Source organism: Haloechinothrix sp. LS1_15, assembly GCF_033042135.1.
GTDB lineage: Bacteria > Actinomycetota > Actinomycetes > Mycobacteriales > Pseudonocardiaceae > Haloechinothrix.
This window is the reverse complement of the sequence record NZ_WBXM01000011.1, coordinates 22,260-38,065: the sequence shown is the minus strand read 5'-3', so window position 1 is coordinate 38,065 and position 15,806 is coordinate 22,260. Positions and strand designations below refer to the sequence as shown.

Here is a 15,806-nt window from a genome sequence, read left to right as displayed (position 1 = left end):
ACCCGCACCGGTGTGCGGGTGGCCGATCGCGCAGACCGGGATGACCCCGAACGTCATGGCGCCCCACCCCGACACCGGGTACTGGTTCCTGCGCTACCAGTCAGTCCCCGAGGGTCGGCTGGTCATCCGCGGAGAGTATGCGCAGGCCAGGTACTTCTCCTTCGTCGTGCACGACGAGTCCGTCACAGCCTTGCATGGCTTGAACGACAGCCGCATCCTGCCCGACGAGGGCAGCGTGAACCCGTTCACCAGCCGCCGCCAGGGCGACCACGACTACACGCTCTACGTCGATTTCGGTCCCGAACCGGACGAGCCGGAACCGAACACCCTCTACGCGGGCGAGACCCTCGAAGGACATCCCAACCCGGGCGGCTACCTCGTTTACCGGGTCTTCCTTCCCCACGACCGCTCGGATCCGCAGGGCGGGGTGCCGCAGCCCGAGGTCGCTCTCGAACTGCCGGGCGGGGAGGTCGAGCTGTCGTTCGATTCCTGCCCGCCCTTCCCGCCGACCGGTGCCCAGCAGCCGGTCAACGAGCTCGTCGCCGGTTCCGGCAGGCCCACCGCGCTCGCCGGGGTCCCCCCGCCGACCAATCGCGTGACCTACCCACCGCGCTTCGAGGTCATTCACAACGGGCAGGTGCTCGAGGCCGCGCTGAGCCAGGTGCTGCCGGAGGAGCTGTTCGAGCGGTTACCGCAGCGGGAGGGTACCACCTACGGCAATACCGATGTCTCCTACGTCGTGCTGCTCACCCACCGCTCGCACGGGGAGGTGATCACCTTCCGCGCCCGCTCCCCCAGCTTCACCGACCTGGCCGGGGGCGAGCACGCCACCGCGCGCAAGCAGGTGCGGCTGTGGAACGCCTGCACGTCGGGATCACCCCAGGAGGGCGGCTTCTACTCGCTCGACTGCGTCGACGACGAGGAGGCAGCGCTCACTCCCATCGCGCCACGGCGTGCGGTCACGCCCGATGCGTGGGACACCGCGGCCGAGGCCACCTTCGTGGTCTCCGATCCGGAGCACAAGCCCGCAGCGCACATGGATGACGTCAACTGGCTGCCGCGCGGCCCGTTCGCCGAAACCATGGTGTTCTACCGGTTCATGCTCCCCCACCCCGACTTCGACCGGCACCCCGGCAACGTCGACGAGGGCACCGACCCGGCCGAGGTGATGGGTGACTACTTCCCCGAAGCCGCCTACTGCTCGACCGAGACCTTCGAGTCGGGCGGCGCCGATGCGTGCTTTGCCGAACAGGAGCAGCGATGACCACAGCGATCCGTTACGACCCGTTCGATCCCGCCTTCCTCGACGACCCGTACCCGGGGTACCGCGAGCTGCGCGATCACGACCCGGTGCACCATCACCGGGGTGAGCCGGAGTTCTGGGCGCTGTCCCGCTTCGAGGACGTGTGGCAGGCGGTGCGCGACACCGAAACGTTCTCCTCGGCCGCCGGCCTGACATTCTGGCCGGACGAGATCTCCAAGCTCGGCCTGGCGCCGACCATGGTGATGCTGGATCCGCCCCGGCACACCCAGCTGCGCCGCCTCATCGGGCAGGGCTTCAGCCCACGGCGGGTGCGCAGGCTGGAGAACGACATCCGCGCGTTCGTGCGGGAGCGGATCGCGGACATGGAGCGGCGTGCCGCCGACGATGAACCAGTGGACCTGCACCGCGAGTTCTCCTCGCCGCTGCCGACCTATGTGCTGGCCACCCTGCTTGGCGTGCCCGAAGCCGACAGGCAACGGTTCGACACCTGGGTGGAAGCGCTGGTGCGGATCCAGCACGACGGGTTCGCGCTGAACGACGAGGGGGGCGGAGGGTTGAACGGCACCGAGACCGTCGCAGAGATGTACGACTACTTCAGCCACGCCATCGCCCGGTATCGGGCTGAACCGGCGGACAACCTGCTCAGCGCGCTGATCGCCGCGGAGATCGACGGCGAGCGGCTCAGCGACTGGGACATCCTCGGGTTCTGCTTCGTCATGGTTGCAGGCGGCAACGACACCACGGGCAACCTCATCTCGCACGGGGCGATGCTGCTGGATGAGGATCACGCCCAGCGCGAGCGGCTCGCGGCCGACCCCTCGCTGATCCCGGGCGCGCTGCTGGAGTTCCTGCGCCTGGAAGGCTCGGTGCAGGGCCTGGCCCGCACCACCACCCGGCCGGTGACGCTGCGCGGCGTGGCCATCCCGGAGGGGGCGAAGGTGATGCTGCTCTACGGCGCGGCCAACCGCGACGAGCGCGAGTTCGGCGACACCGCGGAGACGCTCGACATCACCCGCGGCTTCCGCAGGCACCTCGGTTTCGCCAGCGGGCCGCACTTCTGCATCGGCTCGCACCTGGCGCAGCTCCAGGCGCGGGTCGCCTTCGAGGAGCTACTGGCACGGCAGCCGGAGATCGGTGTGGACACCGCAGCGGGCGAGCGCCTGTACTCGTCCTTCATCCGCGGTTGGCGCAGCCTCCCAGCCACCGGCCTGAAGCCATGAGCCACACTGTGTCTGGCATGCGGGCACACCATGTCTGGCGTGCAGACATGCCGTCTTGGGCACCCCGGCACACCGTGTAGACCGCGCCGATACCACTCCCCTGCGTGGTGGGTACCTGAACGCCCAACACACCGGTACGGAACGCCGAACACGCCATTCCTGGTCACCCGACACGATGCAGGGGTATGCCGAGCAGCGCGTCGACGGTATCGGCAAGCAGGCCGGGGGCGTCGGCATCGGTTCCGCCGGTCGTCCGTGCCTGGTCCATCCAGGCGTCGACCGCCGCGAGCGCGCCTGGCGTGTCGAGGTCGTCGGCGAGGTGGTCACGCACTTGGTCCACCAGCTCGCGGGCCGGTGGCCCGGAGGGCAGCGCAGCGGCTTCCCGCCAGCTCGCCAGCCGCTGCTCGGCTTCGCCGAGCAGGTCAGCCGTCCACTGCCGGTCGCTGCGGTAGTGTCCAGCAAGCAGCGCCAGCCGCAGCGCTGCCGGATCGACCCCATCGGCCCGCAGCCGCGAGACGAACTCCAGGTTCCCCTTCGACTTGGACATCTTCTGCCCGTTCAGCCCGATCATCCCGGCGTGCACGTACAGCCGGGCGAACGGCTCGTCGCCTGACAGCGCCTCGGCGTGGGCGGCGCTGAACTCGTGGTGCGGGAAGGCCAGGTCCGATCCCCCACCCTGGATGTCGAACCCGATGCCGAGGCGGTTCAGCGCGATCGCGCTGCACTCCACGTGCCAGCCGGGCCTGCCCTCGCCGAGCTCGGACTCCCAGGACGGCTCGCCTGGCCGCGCCATGCGCCACAGCAGGGCGTCCAGCGGGTGTCGCTTGCCCGGCCGTTCGGGGTCCCCGCCCCGTTCGGCGAACAGCGCGTTCATCGTCTCGGTGTCGTAGTTCGACTCGTAGCCGAACCGTCCGGTGGCGTCGTGCGCGAAGTACACATCGGGGTACTCGGGGTCGTCCGCCCGGTAGGCGGCGCCGCTGGCCAGCAGCTTGCGCACGAACTCGACGATCTCGGGGATGGTCTCGACGGCACCGACGAACTCGGTGGGCGGCAGCACCCTGAGGAACTCCATGTCCTCGCGGAACAGCGCCGTCTCGCGCATGGCGAGCACCACCCAGTCGTCCTGGTCACGCTCGGCACGCTCCAGCAGCGGATCATCGATGTCGGTGACGTTCTGCACGTAGTGCACCTCGTGACCGGCATCCAGCCAGAACCGGTACACCAGGTCGAACGCCAGGTAGGTCGCGGCGTGGCCCAGGTGGGTCGCGTCGTACGGGGTGATGCCACAGACGTACATGCGCGCGGCGCGGCCGGGCGCCACCGGCTGCAGCGACTGTGTCGCGGTGTCGTACAGGCGCAACTGACGGGGGGTCCCCGGTAGCCGGGGAACCGCGATCGGCGACCAAGACTCCATGACTACCAGGGTATGCGGCCTGCGGCGACGGCACAGCGGCCGGTGCGGTCACCGCCCGACAGCGGCGATCGCGCTCGTACTCACGACACCACAACACCCCGCTCGCCTGTCTGTACTCGCGTGATGAGTCCGCGCGTCGCGGGCCGGTCGGTCTCCCGAACTCGTTGACCGGCCGACCGGAACGGATCGAGAATCAGCAGGCGATGTCGGACTGACGGGCACGAACCGACCATCTGGGGCGTGAGTGATGGGGGCTATCGGGCGCTTTCCTCGAACAGCACCGGCGGCAGCGACACCGCATCCGGCATGTCGCACACCGGTGACGGGAAGACGGGCATGATGTCCGGCGACGCCGACCGGACCGGGTCACTGTCACGTCGCCGGTTCCTCGGCACGGCGGGTGTCGTGGGTCCGGCCACAGCTCTGTCCGCTACGACCGGTGCGGCCGTCGCCGCAGGCAGCGAACTCGGCGATCGTGTGGTGCAGGAAATCACGCGACTGGCGCTCCTGGTCGCCACCGTTCCGGTGCCGTTCCCGTCGTTCGGGCAGCCGGGACGTGCCGTCGACCGCGTGAGCACCGAGAACGTGCGACGGCTCCTCGCCCACACGGCAGACTCGCGGCATCACGCTGTGCACGCCGGGCTCCGGCGTTGGCACGGCGCTCCCCCGTTGGCCGAGCTCGACGATGAAGCCCTCCTCGCCCGTATCGGCGACCGGCTACGAGGCAGTCCCCGGCACCGGATTCCCGACGAACAGGTGAGCGTCGTCCACTGCGCCATAGCTTCGTTCTCAGCGCCCATGACCGGCGAACGTGGGCGGACGCTGGCCACCGCGTGGCTGGACCTCGTGCGGCGTTACCGCCTGCTGAACGAACGTGTCGCCAACGGCGAGCGCGGAGGTGGCAGATGAGGCCGCTCGGCCAGGACCAGCGGGAGATCATGAAGCGGGCTAAAGCGTACCTGGTGGAGCGCTTCATGAATAGCGATCCCAATATCAACGCCGTCGGGCTCGGGTACCGGCAGCGGCGGGGAGAATACACCGACGAACCCGCGGTGATCGTGCACGTCACCCGTAAACGCCCCGAATCCCATATCTCCCGCCGGAGACTGCTTCCGAATTACGTCGATATCGACGGTGCGACGGTACGGGTCGACGTCATCCAATCGGGGCCATACCATGCGTTCGGAAACAGGAGCGGTTTGACGTCGAGGCCGCTACGATCCTCGGCATTTCCGCAACGAATCCGGCCGGCGCGTATGGGCTCGAGCATCGGGCACGTGGACACCACCGCAGGAACCCTGGGCTGCTTGGTGCGGAGGCCGGATGACACGATGCACATCCTTTCCTGCAATCACGTCCTCTTACCGGTCCTCAATGACGCCCAGATGGGGGATCCGATCGTCCAACCAGGTCCGTATGACGGGGGCAGCACTCCCGATGACCTCCTCGCCGGCCTGTCAGCGTATGTCCCACTCCGGGAGGATCGGATCAATCGGGTCGACGCGGCGACGGCCCGACCGGTGCGCCTGACGGACGTGAGCCGGGACGTGATGGACGACATGATGGAACCGGTCACCGCGGATCACCCGGCGGTCGGCATGGTTTTCGCAGGAATCTGCGCTACGAAGAAAACTTGGGCCATACCGATCACGACCCTCCTCTCGGAACTCGACGTGCAACTCCCGGGCGAAGGAGCTGCGCGGGATCCGGAACTCGGCATGGTGGTGGAGAAGGTCGGGCGCACGTCCGGATATACGTCCTCCAGAATTACAGAAACCGATGACGAAGTTTCAGTTGAATTCGGTGAACCGGGATCCTCCCGCATACTGAAATTCGACGGGGTATTCGTCATCGAGGACTTCAGCCACCCCGGCGACTCCGGGTCAGTGGTCTGTCTCGGGGGTGCCGGTGACACGCACGCCGGACCGTGCCCCGGAGGGCTGTGTCGCATCGTACCGGCGTTGGAGGACCGGTACGACCTCCCGCTCACCGATGACACGGAGCTGGCCGAACGGGTGCGGGACGAGTTCCTCTCCATGACACGGCTCGGCAGGCTGATCACCGGCGTCGTCTATACCAACGAAGAGATGTTCCTCCAGCGGATTGAGGAGGCCGAGCTCAGCGGCTGGGAGCAGGCGCAGGCCGAAGCGCTCTACGAGAACTGGATCGGCTTCGCGCGCCGTGTCATCGACAACCCTCATCATCCGGACGCGGTCGTGACCCAGGAGATGCTGGACGAGCTGACCGCGTCCATCAACGGGCTGTCCATCATGCACCTCACCGAGCAGGAGGCCTCCGCGCTCCAGCGAATCAACGACGAGATCGTCAGCGGGACGCTCGGTATGGACCATGATGCCCTGCTGGCCTTTATGTCCGCTCAGGACAACTACGACACCGTGCGGGACATACTCGCCGAGGTACCCACCATCGCCCTCGGTGAGGCCGGGCTGCCCGGACAGGGTCGGCGATGACCCGGCAACGCGGCGCGGGAATCCGCATCAGCAGCGCGGTCGCGCTGCTGGCAGCCACGACCGCAGGGTGCGACCTGTTCCAGGACCCCGACCGGCTACCGGAGACGATCGAAGAATCCTGCCAGCAGGCCGACCTCGACCCCGGGGTCACCGAACAACAAGCCCGGCAAGCCAAGGACCGACACGGCACGGACATCCTCGAGGAGCATCCCAGCGTGCACGCAGTGGGTGCATCCGAATGCAACGGCCACTGGGTGATCAGGGTCATCGCCGACGAGGACATGCCACCCGAGGACCGCTTCAGCCACCTCGACGGCGTCCCCGTCGCCTGGCGGCTCGGCGGGCCGATCGTGCCGTTCACCAGCAGCCGCCTGTCTCACCACCACAGCGCCGAGACCACCATCGCCCTCGGTGAGGCCGGACTCCCCGGACAGGGTCGGCGATGACCCGGCACCAGTTCCCGAGGATGAGGCGAGAGTTGTTCAGGACGAACACCGTGCCGGCGCTTCACCAGGGCGATCCCGTCGAACCGGAAGGTGCCAGCGTGGACGACGTCGCAAGACCGGTATCGAGCCGGAAATGCACGGACGACGATGCACGTCGTGGCTCGTCGCGCTCTGCCTCACTACCACCTCCCCTCGACCGGCTGATCCCGCCACGGTGGGCAGGCGACTACGAGCGCTTCAGCGGTGGTGTGGCGCGCACTGTCGGTAAACGCATCCGCGCCCTCGCCGTCCCTGACGCCGAGCACGCCCTGGCGCTTGCCGAGGCTGGTGGCAAACGCCTCCGTCCCGCGCTGGCCTACCTCACCGCGCATCTCGGCTACCCCGATCAGCCACGCCTGATCGCGGCAGCGTCCACGGTCGAGCTGCTTCATCTGGCTTCGCTCATGCACGACGATGTCATCGACGATGCCGGGACCCGACGGGGGCAAGCCGCGGCACACGTCACACTGGGAGCTGAGCGGGCACTGCTGGTGGGTACCGGGTGTTTCGCGGCCGCCGCGAAGCTTGCCTCCGAGCTCGGCAATCGGATCAACCGGCTGATCTGCGACGGTGTGATCGACCTGGCTTACGGAGAGGTGCTCGACGTCGAACGCTCGTTCCAGCTCGACCTTCCCATCGAGGACTATCTCAAGGTGATGCGTCGCAAGACCGGCACCCTGTTCGCGTTGCCCTGTGTGCTGGGCGGTGTCGTGGCGCGCCTGTCACCGGTACGGCTGCGTGCGCTGTCCCGGTTCGGTGAACACGCGGGGATCGCGTTCCAGATCGCCGATGATTGCCGCGATCTCACCGTCACTGACGGGGCCAAGCCTGCGGGCACCGATCACGCACGCGGCCTGTTCGGCTACCCCACACTGTGCGCGCTGCGGAACTCACCGACCGACGAGTTGCAGCACTTGCTGACACGCCTGAATCCGCAACCGTCCGCACCGGAGGAGCTTCGAGGGCACGTCCGCGCGGCGAGCGGCTTCGAACACGCGCGGGACGCCGCCCACACCCACCTGAACCGTGCTCGGAAACAGCTCGGTGAGTGCCCCAACGGTGAGGCGGTCGCTGCGCTGCATGCGTTCACCGAGTGGATCGACGCGCGGGTTCCCGCATGACTCCGGCAGGCTCGCTCGACACAGAGGCGCTTATCGTCGGTGGCGGTCCCGCGGGCGCGTCAGCGGCGATCACCCTCGCCGCGGCCGGGTTAGCCGTGACTGTCGTGGACGCGGGAAGGCGGTCCACCGGCGACGCCGTCGTGCTGTCCCCACCGGCACTGGGCGAGCTGGACACGCTCGGCGTCACCGGCCTCCTATCCCTCATCCCCATCCGTCATGGCAGGTTCCTCATCCGCGACCGTGCGACCGTAGCGGCCACACCGGACGCCGCAGCCGGAGTGACCGAGCGGGCGGCGCTGCTCGATGCCCTCCTCGACGTCGCTGCGGGGCACGGTGCGCACCTCGTCAACGGCACGGTGACCGCGATTCGAACCGGCAACCACGGCGCCGTCGGCACCCTCACGTGCCCCGGCGATACGGTCACCATCACCGCGCGGACCGCTGTGGTCGCCACCGGACGTGCGCCGAGTGAACTGGGCTTGCCGCACCATGACGACAGGCCGGGTGGGGCCGCGATCACACGGCGGTTCCACCACCCGCGCCGGGACGACCACTTCGACGTCCACCTGCCCATCACCGATCTCGCCGGAAGCACCCTGCTCCCCGCTTACGGGTGGGTCCATCCCGACCCGGCAGGCGGCATCCGGATCGGCCTCGGGATCGTCGATGACCGGGCCACGGGGCTGATCGAGGACGTTTTCGATGGTTTCGTGGCCAGGGTCACCGGCGGCAGCGACGCCATGCCACGCGGTACGCGCATCACCGGCGACCTCCGGCACGGATTCGCCCCTCACCGCTGCGGCGAGGGTGCCGTACTGCTCGCAGGCGACACCGCTGGCTTGGTCAATCCCTTCACAGGCGAAGGCATCAGCTACGCCCTGGAAAGCGGCAGGCTGGCGGCCGAGGCGATCACGGCGGCCAACCGCGAGCAGGAGCCAGCTGGAGCCGCCGAGCACTACACCCGCATACTGGCCGGGCGCTACGTCGGCCAGTTCGAAGCCAGCCGCCATGCCATCCGCCGCTACCACCTCGCGTGGCGCACGCTGGATGCCACCGCAGGCGACGACACCCCGTTCGTGGTGAAGGCGCGACAAGCCATGCTGCTCCCGAGCGGGCTACGGAGACGGTCCCCGGTGCAGCGGCACCCACGGATCGACCCGATCAAACCGATGCTGCTCGCTTGTGACGAGATCCTGCTGGCCACGGTCCGCGACACGTGGCCGTTCCTCGCGCGGCTCGTCACCTCCGGCGAAGGCGTCCTCGGCACCGAGGTCCGGCCCGCCCGGCTGATGCTGCACGCGGCGCGTGTCGGTGGGAGGCCCGTTGACTGCCCTACGGTGGCAGCCGCGATCGAGCTGGGGGTACTCGCCGCCGTGACGGGCCTGAGCGTACGGTCCACCTCGCCGCCTGCCCCCGACGGCATCCACTGGGGGAACAACGTCGCGATACTGGCGGCTGACTTCCTGCTCGCGCGAGGAGCCGCGCTCGTCGCGCGCAGCACCACGGACCTGTCCTGGGCGTTCGCCGACTGGCTCGAAGACCTCGCGGCCGTGCGCGGGGAGACGGCACGCGGCTACGCCGACCCGCACGCGTTCTACGAGCGGTTGTTCGAGTTTCCCTGCCGCATCGGTGGCGCACTGGGAGGTTCCGGTGTCCGGCATGGGCGTGCGCTGCGAGAGTTCGGTGCCCGATTCGGCCGCGTGATCGGCCACGCCGAGGACGGCGCCGCACTGGACGGCCGCCCTACGCGCCTGGAGAGCAGCGTCGACACGCTCATCGGAACGGGAGTGTCCGCGATCGAGCGGTGGTGGTCGGCGATTCGTCCCGGCGCCGCCTGGCCCGGCGTGGCGCAGCTCGATCCCGGCGCGCGCCGGGACCTTCTCGCCCACGGACGCGCCAGGTATCGCGAGGCCAGGCAGCTCGCGCTCGACGCGTTGGCCCCGCTACCTCCCTGCGGCGCGCGGGAATCGCTTGCCGGGCTGGTCACCGTGGCGGCTCCGGCATCGTACGCCTCGCCCGGCCCGTCAGTACGCCGCGAGTAGCCGAGCTTCGGCGTCGGCCAGGTAGTCCAGCAGCGCCTGGCGTGCCTGCTGGAGTTCGCCGCGTTCCAGCAGGCCCAGGATCTCCCGGTTGCGATCCAGGTACGGGGCGTGGAACTCGCCAGGCCGATCCATGACGTGGAACACCAGCCGGAGCTCGGCGAGCAGCTGGCGCATGATCGTGTCGATGCGGGCGCTGCCAGCCAGCGCCGCGAGGGCCTGGTGGAACCGCATGTTGGCGGTACCGACGTCGGCTCCCCTGCCCTCAGCGGCGGCGTTGGCGGCTGCCGCGATCGCCGCGCGCAGCGGGCGCAGCCCTTCCTCCGAGACCGGCACGTCACCGTCCAGCGCGGCCGGTTCGATCAGCTTGCGTACCCGGTAGAGGTCGGTCACGTCCTCGGCGGACAGCGTGCGGACGAACACCCCTCGGTTGAGCTCGTGCACGACCAGTCGCTCGTGCGAGAGCAGCCGGAACGACTCGCGCAGCGTGTTGCGTGACACGCCCAGCGCGCGGCCGATGGCGTCCTCGGAGAGCCGCTCCCCCGGTCGGAGCAGACCTTCGATGATCCGCTCCCGCAGGATCTCCGCGACCCGCTCCACCGTGCTGCTGCGGTTCAGCAGTGACCGGTCCCCCGCCAGCGCGGCGAGGACACCCGTGTCGTCGGCACGTGCCGTCACCGTTCCCACCTCCTTCCCCGCAGTCTACGGCAGTGCATGTCAATGCGCCTATTGCAGGATCGTTCAACAATATGTAGTCTGCTGCTGCGATCCTCACTGTGAGGGTGCCCACACCGTTGCCGACCTCGAGGAGTTCGCCATGCCGGACCATGGCACCCCGGCCTCGCAGCCGGATTCCCGCACATCCTCCCGCCCGCGCGGCCCGCGCCGTCTGGGACCGGGCCTGCTGGTCACGGCGGCGTTCATCGGGCCGGGTACCGTCACCACGGCCACCATCGCCGGAGCCGACTTCGGGTTCGCGCTGATCTGGGCACTGGTGTTCGCCATCGTCACCGCGATCGTGCTACAGGAGATGGCCGCCCGGCTGGGCATCGTCAGCCGCCAGGGGCTCGGCGAGGCCATGCGCACCACCTTCCGGAATCCGCTGGTCAGCTTCGGCGCCATCGCGCTGGTGGTCGCGGCGATCGCCTTCGGCAACGCCGCGTTCCAGACCGGCAACCTCACCGGCGCCGGGCTCGGGCTGGAAGCGATCACCGGCGGCTCGCCACAGATGTGGGCTGGCCTGCTCGGTCTCGCGGCGTTCCTGCTGCTGCTGACCGGCACCTACCGGTGGATCGAGCGCGCGGTGATCGTCCTGGTCGCCGTGATGAGCGTGGTCTTCATCGTGACCGCCGTGATCGTGCGTCCCGACGTCACCGAGCTCCTTGGCGGCTTGGTACCCCGGGTGCCCACCGGGGCCACCGTCGCGGTGATCGCGCTGATCGGAACGACCGTGGTGCCCTACAACCTGTTCCTGCACGCCAGCTCGGTGCGCGAGAAGTGGACCGACGACACCCCGGTGCCGAAGGCACTGAGCGAAGCCCGCAACGACACCTACCTGTCCATCGGTCTCGGCGGGCTGGTCACGCTGGCCATCATCACCACAGCCGCGACCGTCATCTTCGCCAGGGGGCTCGGGGTGGAAGGCGCCGCCGACATGGCCGCACAGCTCGAACCCCTGCTCGGCCCCGCCGCCCAGGGATTCTTCGCCGTCGGCTTGTTCGCGGCGGGACTGACCAGCGCGATCACCGCCCCGCTCGCAGCCGCCTACGCGGTCAGCGGCGCGCTGGGCTGGCGGGTCGACCTCACGTCGCTGCGCTTCCGCGCGGTGTGGGCCGTGGTCATCCTCGTCGGCACCACCTTCGCGGTACTCGGCGAGAACCCCGTCGCCGCCATCCTGTTCGCCCAGGCCGCCAACGGGCTGCTGCTCCCGATTATCGCGGTGTTCCTGCTGGTGGTCGCCAACCGCAGGGACTTACTCGGCGAGTACCGCAACCGCATCGTCCGCAACGTGCTCGGTATCGCCGTGGTGCTGGTGGCCACCGGCCTGGGATTGTTCAACATCCTGCGCGCACTGGGGGTCGCCGGATGACCGCGCCCGGCGACACCAGCCCGGCCGCCGCCCGCGAGCGGTTCCGGTCGGGCCTGGTCACGCCGACGGCCGGGTGGGCGGTCGGCTACACCCAAGCAAACCTGGTCGCTGTCCCCCGCGAGGACGCCTACGACCTGCTGCTGTTCGCCCACCGCAACCCCAAGCCGTGCCCCGTGCTTGACGTGACCGATCCGGGCTCGCCCACCACCGCACTGGCGCCGGGGGCGGACCTGCGCACCGACCTGCCGTGCTACCGGGTGTGGCGCAACGGTCGGCTGTCCGACGAGCCGAGCGAGGTCACCGCCGAGTGGCGGGACGACCTGGTGGCGTTCGTCATCGGGTGCAGCTTCACGTTCGAGGCGGCGCTGGCCGAGGCGGGTGTCCCGCTGCGTCACCTGGAGTCCGGCGGCAACGTGCCGATGTATGTCACCGACCGGCCGTGCCGGCCAGCGGGCCGGTTCCACGGTCCCCTGGTCGTGTCCATGCGGCCGATTCCGTCCGGGCTGGTTCCCGTCGCGGTTCGCGCGACCGCGCGGGTTCCTGCCGTCCACGGTGCACCGGTCCACGTCGGATCACCGGAATCGCTCGGCATCGGTGATCTGGACCGGCCCGACTTCGGCGACTCCGTCGAGGTGCGGCCCGGTGACGTTCCGGTGTTCTGGGCCTGCGGGGTCACCCCGCAGGCGGCGGTGATGGCATCGGCACCGGAATTCGCCATCACCCACGCTCCAGGGCACATGTTCGTCACCGACCTCCCCGACACCGCCCACCAGCTCGCCGACTGATCCCGATACCCCGAGGAGCCCCACGGATGAACCTCAACAGCCACACCGGTGACGATCCCCCAGCCATCGACCTCAACTGCGACCTCGGGGAGGGGTTCGGCCGCTGGTCGATGGCCGACGACGACGCGCTGCTCGACGTCGTCAGCAGCGCCAACGTCGCGTGCGGCTTCCATGCCGGTGACCCCACCACGATGCGGCGCGTCTGCGCGGGCGCCGTCGCACGCGCCGTGACCATCGGCGCGCACGTCGGCTACCGCGACCTGGCCGGTTTCGGGCGCAGGCGCATCGATGTCGATCCCGACGAGCTCGCCGACGAGGTCACCTACCAGATCGGTGCGCTCGACGGCCTTGCCCGCGCCGAGGGTGACCGGGTGCGCTACGTGAAGCCGCACGGCGCGTTGTACACCACCACCGTGACCGACCCGGCTCAGGCCGAGGGCGTCGTCACCGGCGTCGGCCGGTTCGACGCCACGCTGCCGCTGCTGGGCCTTCCGGGCTCGCACCTGCTGCGGCTCGCCGAGCGAGCGGGAATCCCGACCGTGACCGAGGCCTTCCCCGACCGCGGCTACACCGGCGACGGCCACCTGGTGCCGCGCAGCGAGCCCGGTGCGGTGCTGCACGACGCCGACACCGTCGTCGAGCGCGCGATCCGCACCGCGACCGAGGGCAAGATCGACACCATCGCGGGCACCGTCATCGACACGCCTGCCCGCTCGCTGTGTGTCCACGGTGACACGCCGCAGGCGGTGACGGCGGCGCGCCGCATCTCCGACGGGCTGGCCGGAGCGGGGGTCCGCCTGCTGGCCTTCGCGGGGGACCATCGCTGATGCGCGTGCTGCCCTGCGGTGATCGCGCCGCGCTCGTCGAGCTCGACACACTCGCCGAGGTGCTCGGCATGACCGAGGCGCTGCGGGCGGATCCGCCGACCGGTGCCACCGACATCGTCCCGGCCGCGCGCACCGTCCTCGTACGGTTCGATCCGGCACGGACCAGCCCCGACCGGCTCGCGGCGGAGCTGGCCGGGCGCGAGCGCCGCCCCGCCACCCGTCCCGGCTGCCACACGGTGGAGATCCCGGTCCGTTACGACGGTGACGACCTCGCCGACGTCGCTCGTCTGACCGGGCTGACACCCCGCGAGGTGGCCGAGCGGCACCAGGCGGCCAGGTACGTGGTGGCTTTCGCGGGGTTCGCCCCAGGCTTCGCCTACATCAGCGGAGGTGATCCCGCGCTACGCGTGTCCCGACGGGACTCGCCGCGCACCGCCGTGCCTGCGGGCGCCGTCGCGATCGCCGACGAGTACAGCGCCGTGTACCCACGCGAATCACCCGGTGGCTGGCGCATCATCGGTCGCACCGACCTTCCGGTATGGACACCGGACCGGGAACGGCCGATGCTGTTGCCGCCGGGCACCGGCGTCCGGTTCGTCGAGGTGCGATCGTGATCGAGATCCTCGCGACCGGCCCGCTGGCCACGATCCAGGATCTCGGCCGTCCCGGCCTCGCCGAACTCGGTGTCGGAGTCTCCGGTGCGGCCGATACCCGGAGCTTCACCCTGGCCAACCGCCTGGTGGGTAACGCGGAATCGGCGGCGGCGCTCGAGCTCACCCTCGGTGGTCTCGCCGTCCGGTTCACCGAGCACACCGTCGTCGCCGTCACCGGCGCGCCCTGTCCCCTCCGGCTCGCGGGCCGCGCCGTGGACATGTGCGGCCCGATCTGTGTGGCACCGGGACAGCGCCTGGACATCGGCACGCCCTCGTGCGGGTTGCGCAGCTACGTCGCGGTCCGTGGCGGCATCGGCGTGGAGCCGGTGCTCGGGGCGCGGGCCACCGACCAGCTCTCCGGGCTCGGGCCGCCGCCGGTCACCGCAGGTCAAGCGCTGCCGGTCGGAAACGCGGTGACGGGAATGCCCGCCGTCGACCACGCGCCGCAGCCTGCCTGCCATGAGGAACCCGAACTGACGGTCGTCGCCGGGCCCCGCCACGACTGGTTCCTCCCAGAAGCGCTGGAGTTGCTGGGCTCCGTGCCGTTCGAGGTGACGCCGCGGAGCAACCGCGTGGGGCTCCGGCTACACGGTCCAGCGCTGCACAGGAGCTCCGCGGCCGAGCTGGCCCCGGAACCGCTCGTGGCAGGCGCGCTCCAGGTGCCGCCGGACGGGCAGCCGATTCTGTTCCTGGCCGACCACCCGGTCACCGGTGGCTACCCGGTCATCGGTGTGGTCACGGCAGCGGACCTACCGCTGGCCGCCCAGGCTCGTCCCGGTCAGCGGGTGCGTTTCCGCCCGAGCGAGCCCAGGGGCAGCCGGTGCGCCTGATGGGCTCTACCCGCTGGCCTCGGGCGACCACACAATCTCCAGCGCAGCCCGTAGCTGGTCGGGCGAGGGCATGTCCTCGGGATCGAGCAGCCACTGCAACGCCAGCCCGTCACAGGTAGCGACGACGAAGCTGGCGATGGCCCTGGCGCGGGGGTCGTCGGGGTCCAGCTGCTCGTGCAGCGAGGCGGTCACCAGTTCGGTGACTCTGGTACGCACGTGCCGGTACTGGCGGGCGAACTGCTCGCGCAGCTCCGGCGACCGCTCGGCCTGAGCCACCGCCTCCATGAAGGACAGCAGCAGCGCTCGCTTGCTGTCCAGGTTCTCCAGCAGCGCCACCCAGGTGACGTGCGCCCGCTCGATGGGGGTGGTGACCTCGGCGGCCATGGCGGTCTCGGCGAGCTGCTCGGTCCACTCGTCGAGGATCTCGCCGATCGCGGTACTGAGCAGGCCTGCTTTGGAACCGAAATGGTAGCCGATTGAGGCAAGGTTGGTGCCGGAGGCCGCGACCAGATCGCGGGCCGTGATGTGCGCGTATCCCTTGTCCTCCAGCAGCCGCCGCGCGGCTGCCAGCAGATCCTCGCGGTGTCCCACGTGCTCCACCTTATCCG

At 69.8% G+C, this 15,806-nt stretch carries 15 protein-coding genes; 12 read left to right on the top strand and 3 right to left on the bottom strand.

Annotated features, from left to right (window positions below; genetic code table 11):
• Positions 1–40: 40 nt before the first annotated feature.
• On the top strand, positions 41–1,264 hold the full coding sequence (locus F8178_RS16075; protein WP_317495635.1) for a hypothetical protein: 1,224 nt from the start codon (positions 41–43) through the stop codon (positions 1,262–1,264).
• The gene (locus F8178_RS16070) at positions 1,261–2,484 is read left to right on the top strand and encodes a cytochrome P450 (RefSeq protein ID WP_317495634.1); all 1,224 of its coding nucleotides are present in this window, start codon (positions 1,261–1,263) and stop codon (positions 2,482–2,484) included. The genes F8178_RS16075 and F8178_RS16070 overlap by 4 nt, the downstream gene beginning before the upstream one ends.
• Before the next feature lie 163 nt (positions 2,485–2,647).
• Here the strand turns inward: F8178_RS16070 and mshC are convergent, their stop codons facing one another.
• The gene (gene mshC, locus F8178_RS16065; RefSeq protein ID WP_317495633.1) at positions 2,648–3,898 is read right to left on the bottom strand and encodes a cysteine--1-D-myo-inosityl 2-amino-2-deoxy-alpha-D-glucopyranoside ligase; all 1,251 of its coding nucleotides are present in this window, start codon (positions 3,896–3,898) and stop codon (positions 2,648–2,650) included.
• Between the two features lie 240 nt (positions 3,899–4,138).
• On the opposite strand from mshC, the gene F8178_RS16060 reads away from it, so the two are divergent.
• The 5 genes from F8178_RS16060 to F8178_RS16040 all read left to right on the top strand — a co-directional run bounded on the left by F8178_RS16060 (position 4,139) and on the right by F8178_RS16040 (position 10,017).
• A complete protein-coding gene (locus F8178_RS16060) occupies positions 4,139–4,807 on the top strand; it encodes a hypothetical protein (RefSeq protein ID WP_317495632.1) in 669 nt (222 codons plus the stop codon).
• Positions 4,808–5,418: 611 nt separating this feature from the next.
• Positions 5,419–6,369 carry a hypothetical protein gene (locus F8178_RS16055; RefSeq protein ID WP_317495631.1) on the top strand — a complete coding sequence of 317 codons (951 nt, stop codon included), beginning with the start codon at positions 5,419–5,421 and terminating at the stop codon, positions 6,367–6,369.
• The gene (locus F8178_RS16050; RefSeq protein ID WP_317495630.1) at positions 6,366–6,815 is read left to right on the top strand and encodes a hypothetical protein; all 450 of its coding nucleotides are present in this window, start codon (positions 6,366–6,368) and stop codon (positions 6,813–6,815) included. The genes F8178_RS16055 and F8178_RS16050 overlap by 4 nt, the downstream gene beginning before the upstream one ends.
• Positions 6,816–6,913: 98 nt before the next feature.
• Positions 6,914–7,975: a polyprenyl synthetase family protein gene (locus tag F8178_RS16045; protein WP_317495629.1), complete on the top strand. Its 1,062-nt coding sequence runs from the start codon at positions 6,914–6,916 to the stop codon at positions 7,973–7,975.
• Positions 7,972–10,017 (top strand): NAD(P)/FAD-dependent oxidoreductase, encoded by a 2,046-nt coding sequence (locus tag F8178_RS16040; RefSeq protein WP_317495628.1) that lies wholly within the window; start codon positions 7,972–7,974, stop codon positions 10,015–10,017. The genes F8178_RS16045 and F8178_RS16040 overlap by 4 nt, the downstream gene beginning before the upstream one ends.
• On the opposite strand, the gene F8178_RS16035 is transcribed toward F8178_RS16040, so the two are convergent.
• Positions 10,000–10,692: a GntR family transcriptional regulator gene (locus F8178_RS16035; RefSeq protein ID WP_317495627.1), complete on the bottom strand. Its 693-nt coding sequence runs from the start codon at positions 10,690–10,692 to the stop codon at positions 10,000–10,002. The two genes, F8178_RS16040 and F8178_RS16035, sit on opposite strands and share 18 nt — an antisense overlap.
• A 139-nt stretch (positions 10,693–10,831) precedes the next feature.
• Between F8178_RS16035 and F8178_RS16030 the strand changes: the two genes are divergently transcribed.
• From F8178_RS16030 to F8178_RS16010, 5 genes are read left to right on the top strand one after another with little or no spacing between them, the layout of a single operon-like run.
• Positions 10,832–12,103, top strand: coding sequence for an Nramp family divalent metal transporter (locus tag F8178_RS16030; RefSeq protein WP_317495626.1), 1,272 nt, complete (start codon positions 10,832–10,834; stop codon positions 12,101–12,103).
• Complete coding sequence (locus F8178_RS16025; protein ID WP_317495625.1) at positions 12,100–12,888, top strand: putative hydro-lyase; 789 nt, start codon at positions 12,100–12,102, stop codon at positions 12,886–12,888. Before F8178_RS16030 ends, F8178_RS16025 begins: the two co-directional genes overlap by 4 nt.
• Before the next feature lie 26 nt (positions 12,889–12,914).
• Positions 12,915–13,715, top strand: coding sequence for a 5-oxoprolinase subunit PxpA (locus F8178_RS16020; RefSeq protein WP_317495624.1), 801 nt, complete (start codon positions 12,915–12,917; stop codon positions 13,713–13,715).
• Entirely contained in the window at positions 13,715–14,329 is a 615-nt protein-coding gene (locus F8178_RS16015; RefSeq protein WP_317495623.1) for an allophanate hydrolase subunit 1, read from the top strand. The genes F8178_RS16020 and F8178_RS16015 overlap by 1 nt, the downstream gene beginning before the upstream one ends.
• Positions 14,326–15,198, top strand: a complete 873-nt coding sequence (locus tag F8178_RS16010) for a biotin-dependent carboxyltransferase family protein (RefSeq protein WP_317495622.1) — start codon at positions 14,326–14,328, stop codon at positions 15,196–15,198. The genes F8178_RS16015 and F8178_RS16010 overlap by 4 nt, the downstream gene beginning before the upstream one ends.
• 6 nt (positions 15,199–15,204) lie before the next feature.
• Here F8178_RS16010 and F8178_RS16005 read toward each other — a convergent pair whose 3' ends face one another.
• Entirely contained in the window at positions 15,205–15,789 is a 585-nt protein-coding gene (locus tag F8178_RS16005; protein ID WP_317495621.1) for a TetR/AcrR family transcriptional regulator, read from the bottom strand.
• Positions 15,790–15,806 lie beyond the last annotated feature (17 nt).

Coding starts and splice junctions, on each gene's coding strand:
- F8178_RS16040 (WP_317495628.1), top strand. CDS start 7,972: ATGACTCCGGCAGGCTCGCTCGACACAGAGGCGCTTATCGTCGGTGGC.
- mshC (WP_317495633.1), bottom strand. CDS start 3,898: ATGGAGTCTTGGTCGCCGATCGCGGTTCCCCGGCTACCGGGGACCCCC.
- F8178_RS16020 (WP_317495624.1), top strand. CDS start 12,915: ATGAACCTCAACAGCCACACCGGTGACGATCCCCCAGCCATCGACCTC.
- F8178_RS16075 (WP_317495635.1), top strand. CDS start 41: ATGACCCCGAACGTCATGGCGCCCCACCCCGACACCGGGTACTGGTTC.
- F8178_RS16025 (WP_317495625.1), top strand. CDS start 12,100: ATGACCGCGCCCGGCGACACCAGCCCGGCCGCCGCCCGCGAGCGGTTC.
- F8178_RS16070 (WP_317495634.1), top strand. CDS start 1,261: ATGACCACAGCGATCCGTTACGACCCGTTCGATCCCGCCTTCCTCGAC.
- F8178_RS16015 (WP_317495623.1), top strand. CDS start 13,715: ATGCGCGTGCTGCCCTGCGGTGATCGCGCCGCGCTCGTCGAGCTCGAC.
- F8178_RS16050 (WP_317495630.1), top strand. CDS start 6,366: ATGACCCGGCAACGCGGCGCGGGAATCCGCATCAGCAGCGCGGTCGCG.
- F8178_RS16030 (WP_317495626.1), top strand. CDS start 10,832: ATGCCGGACCATGGCACCCCGGCCTCGCAGCCGGATTCCCGCACATCC.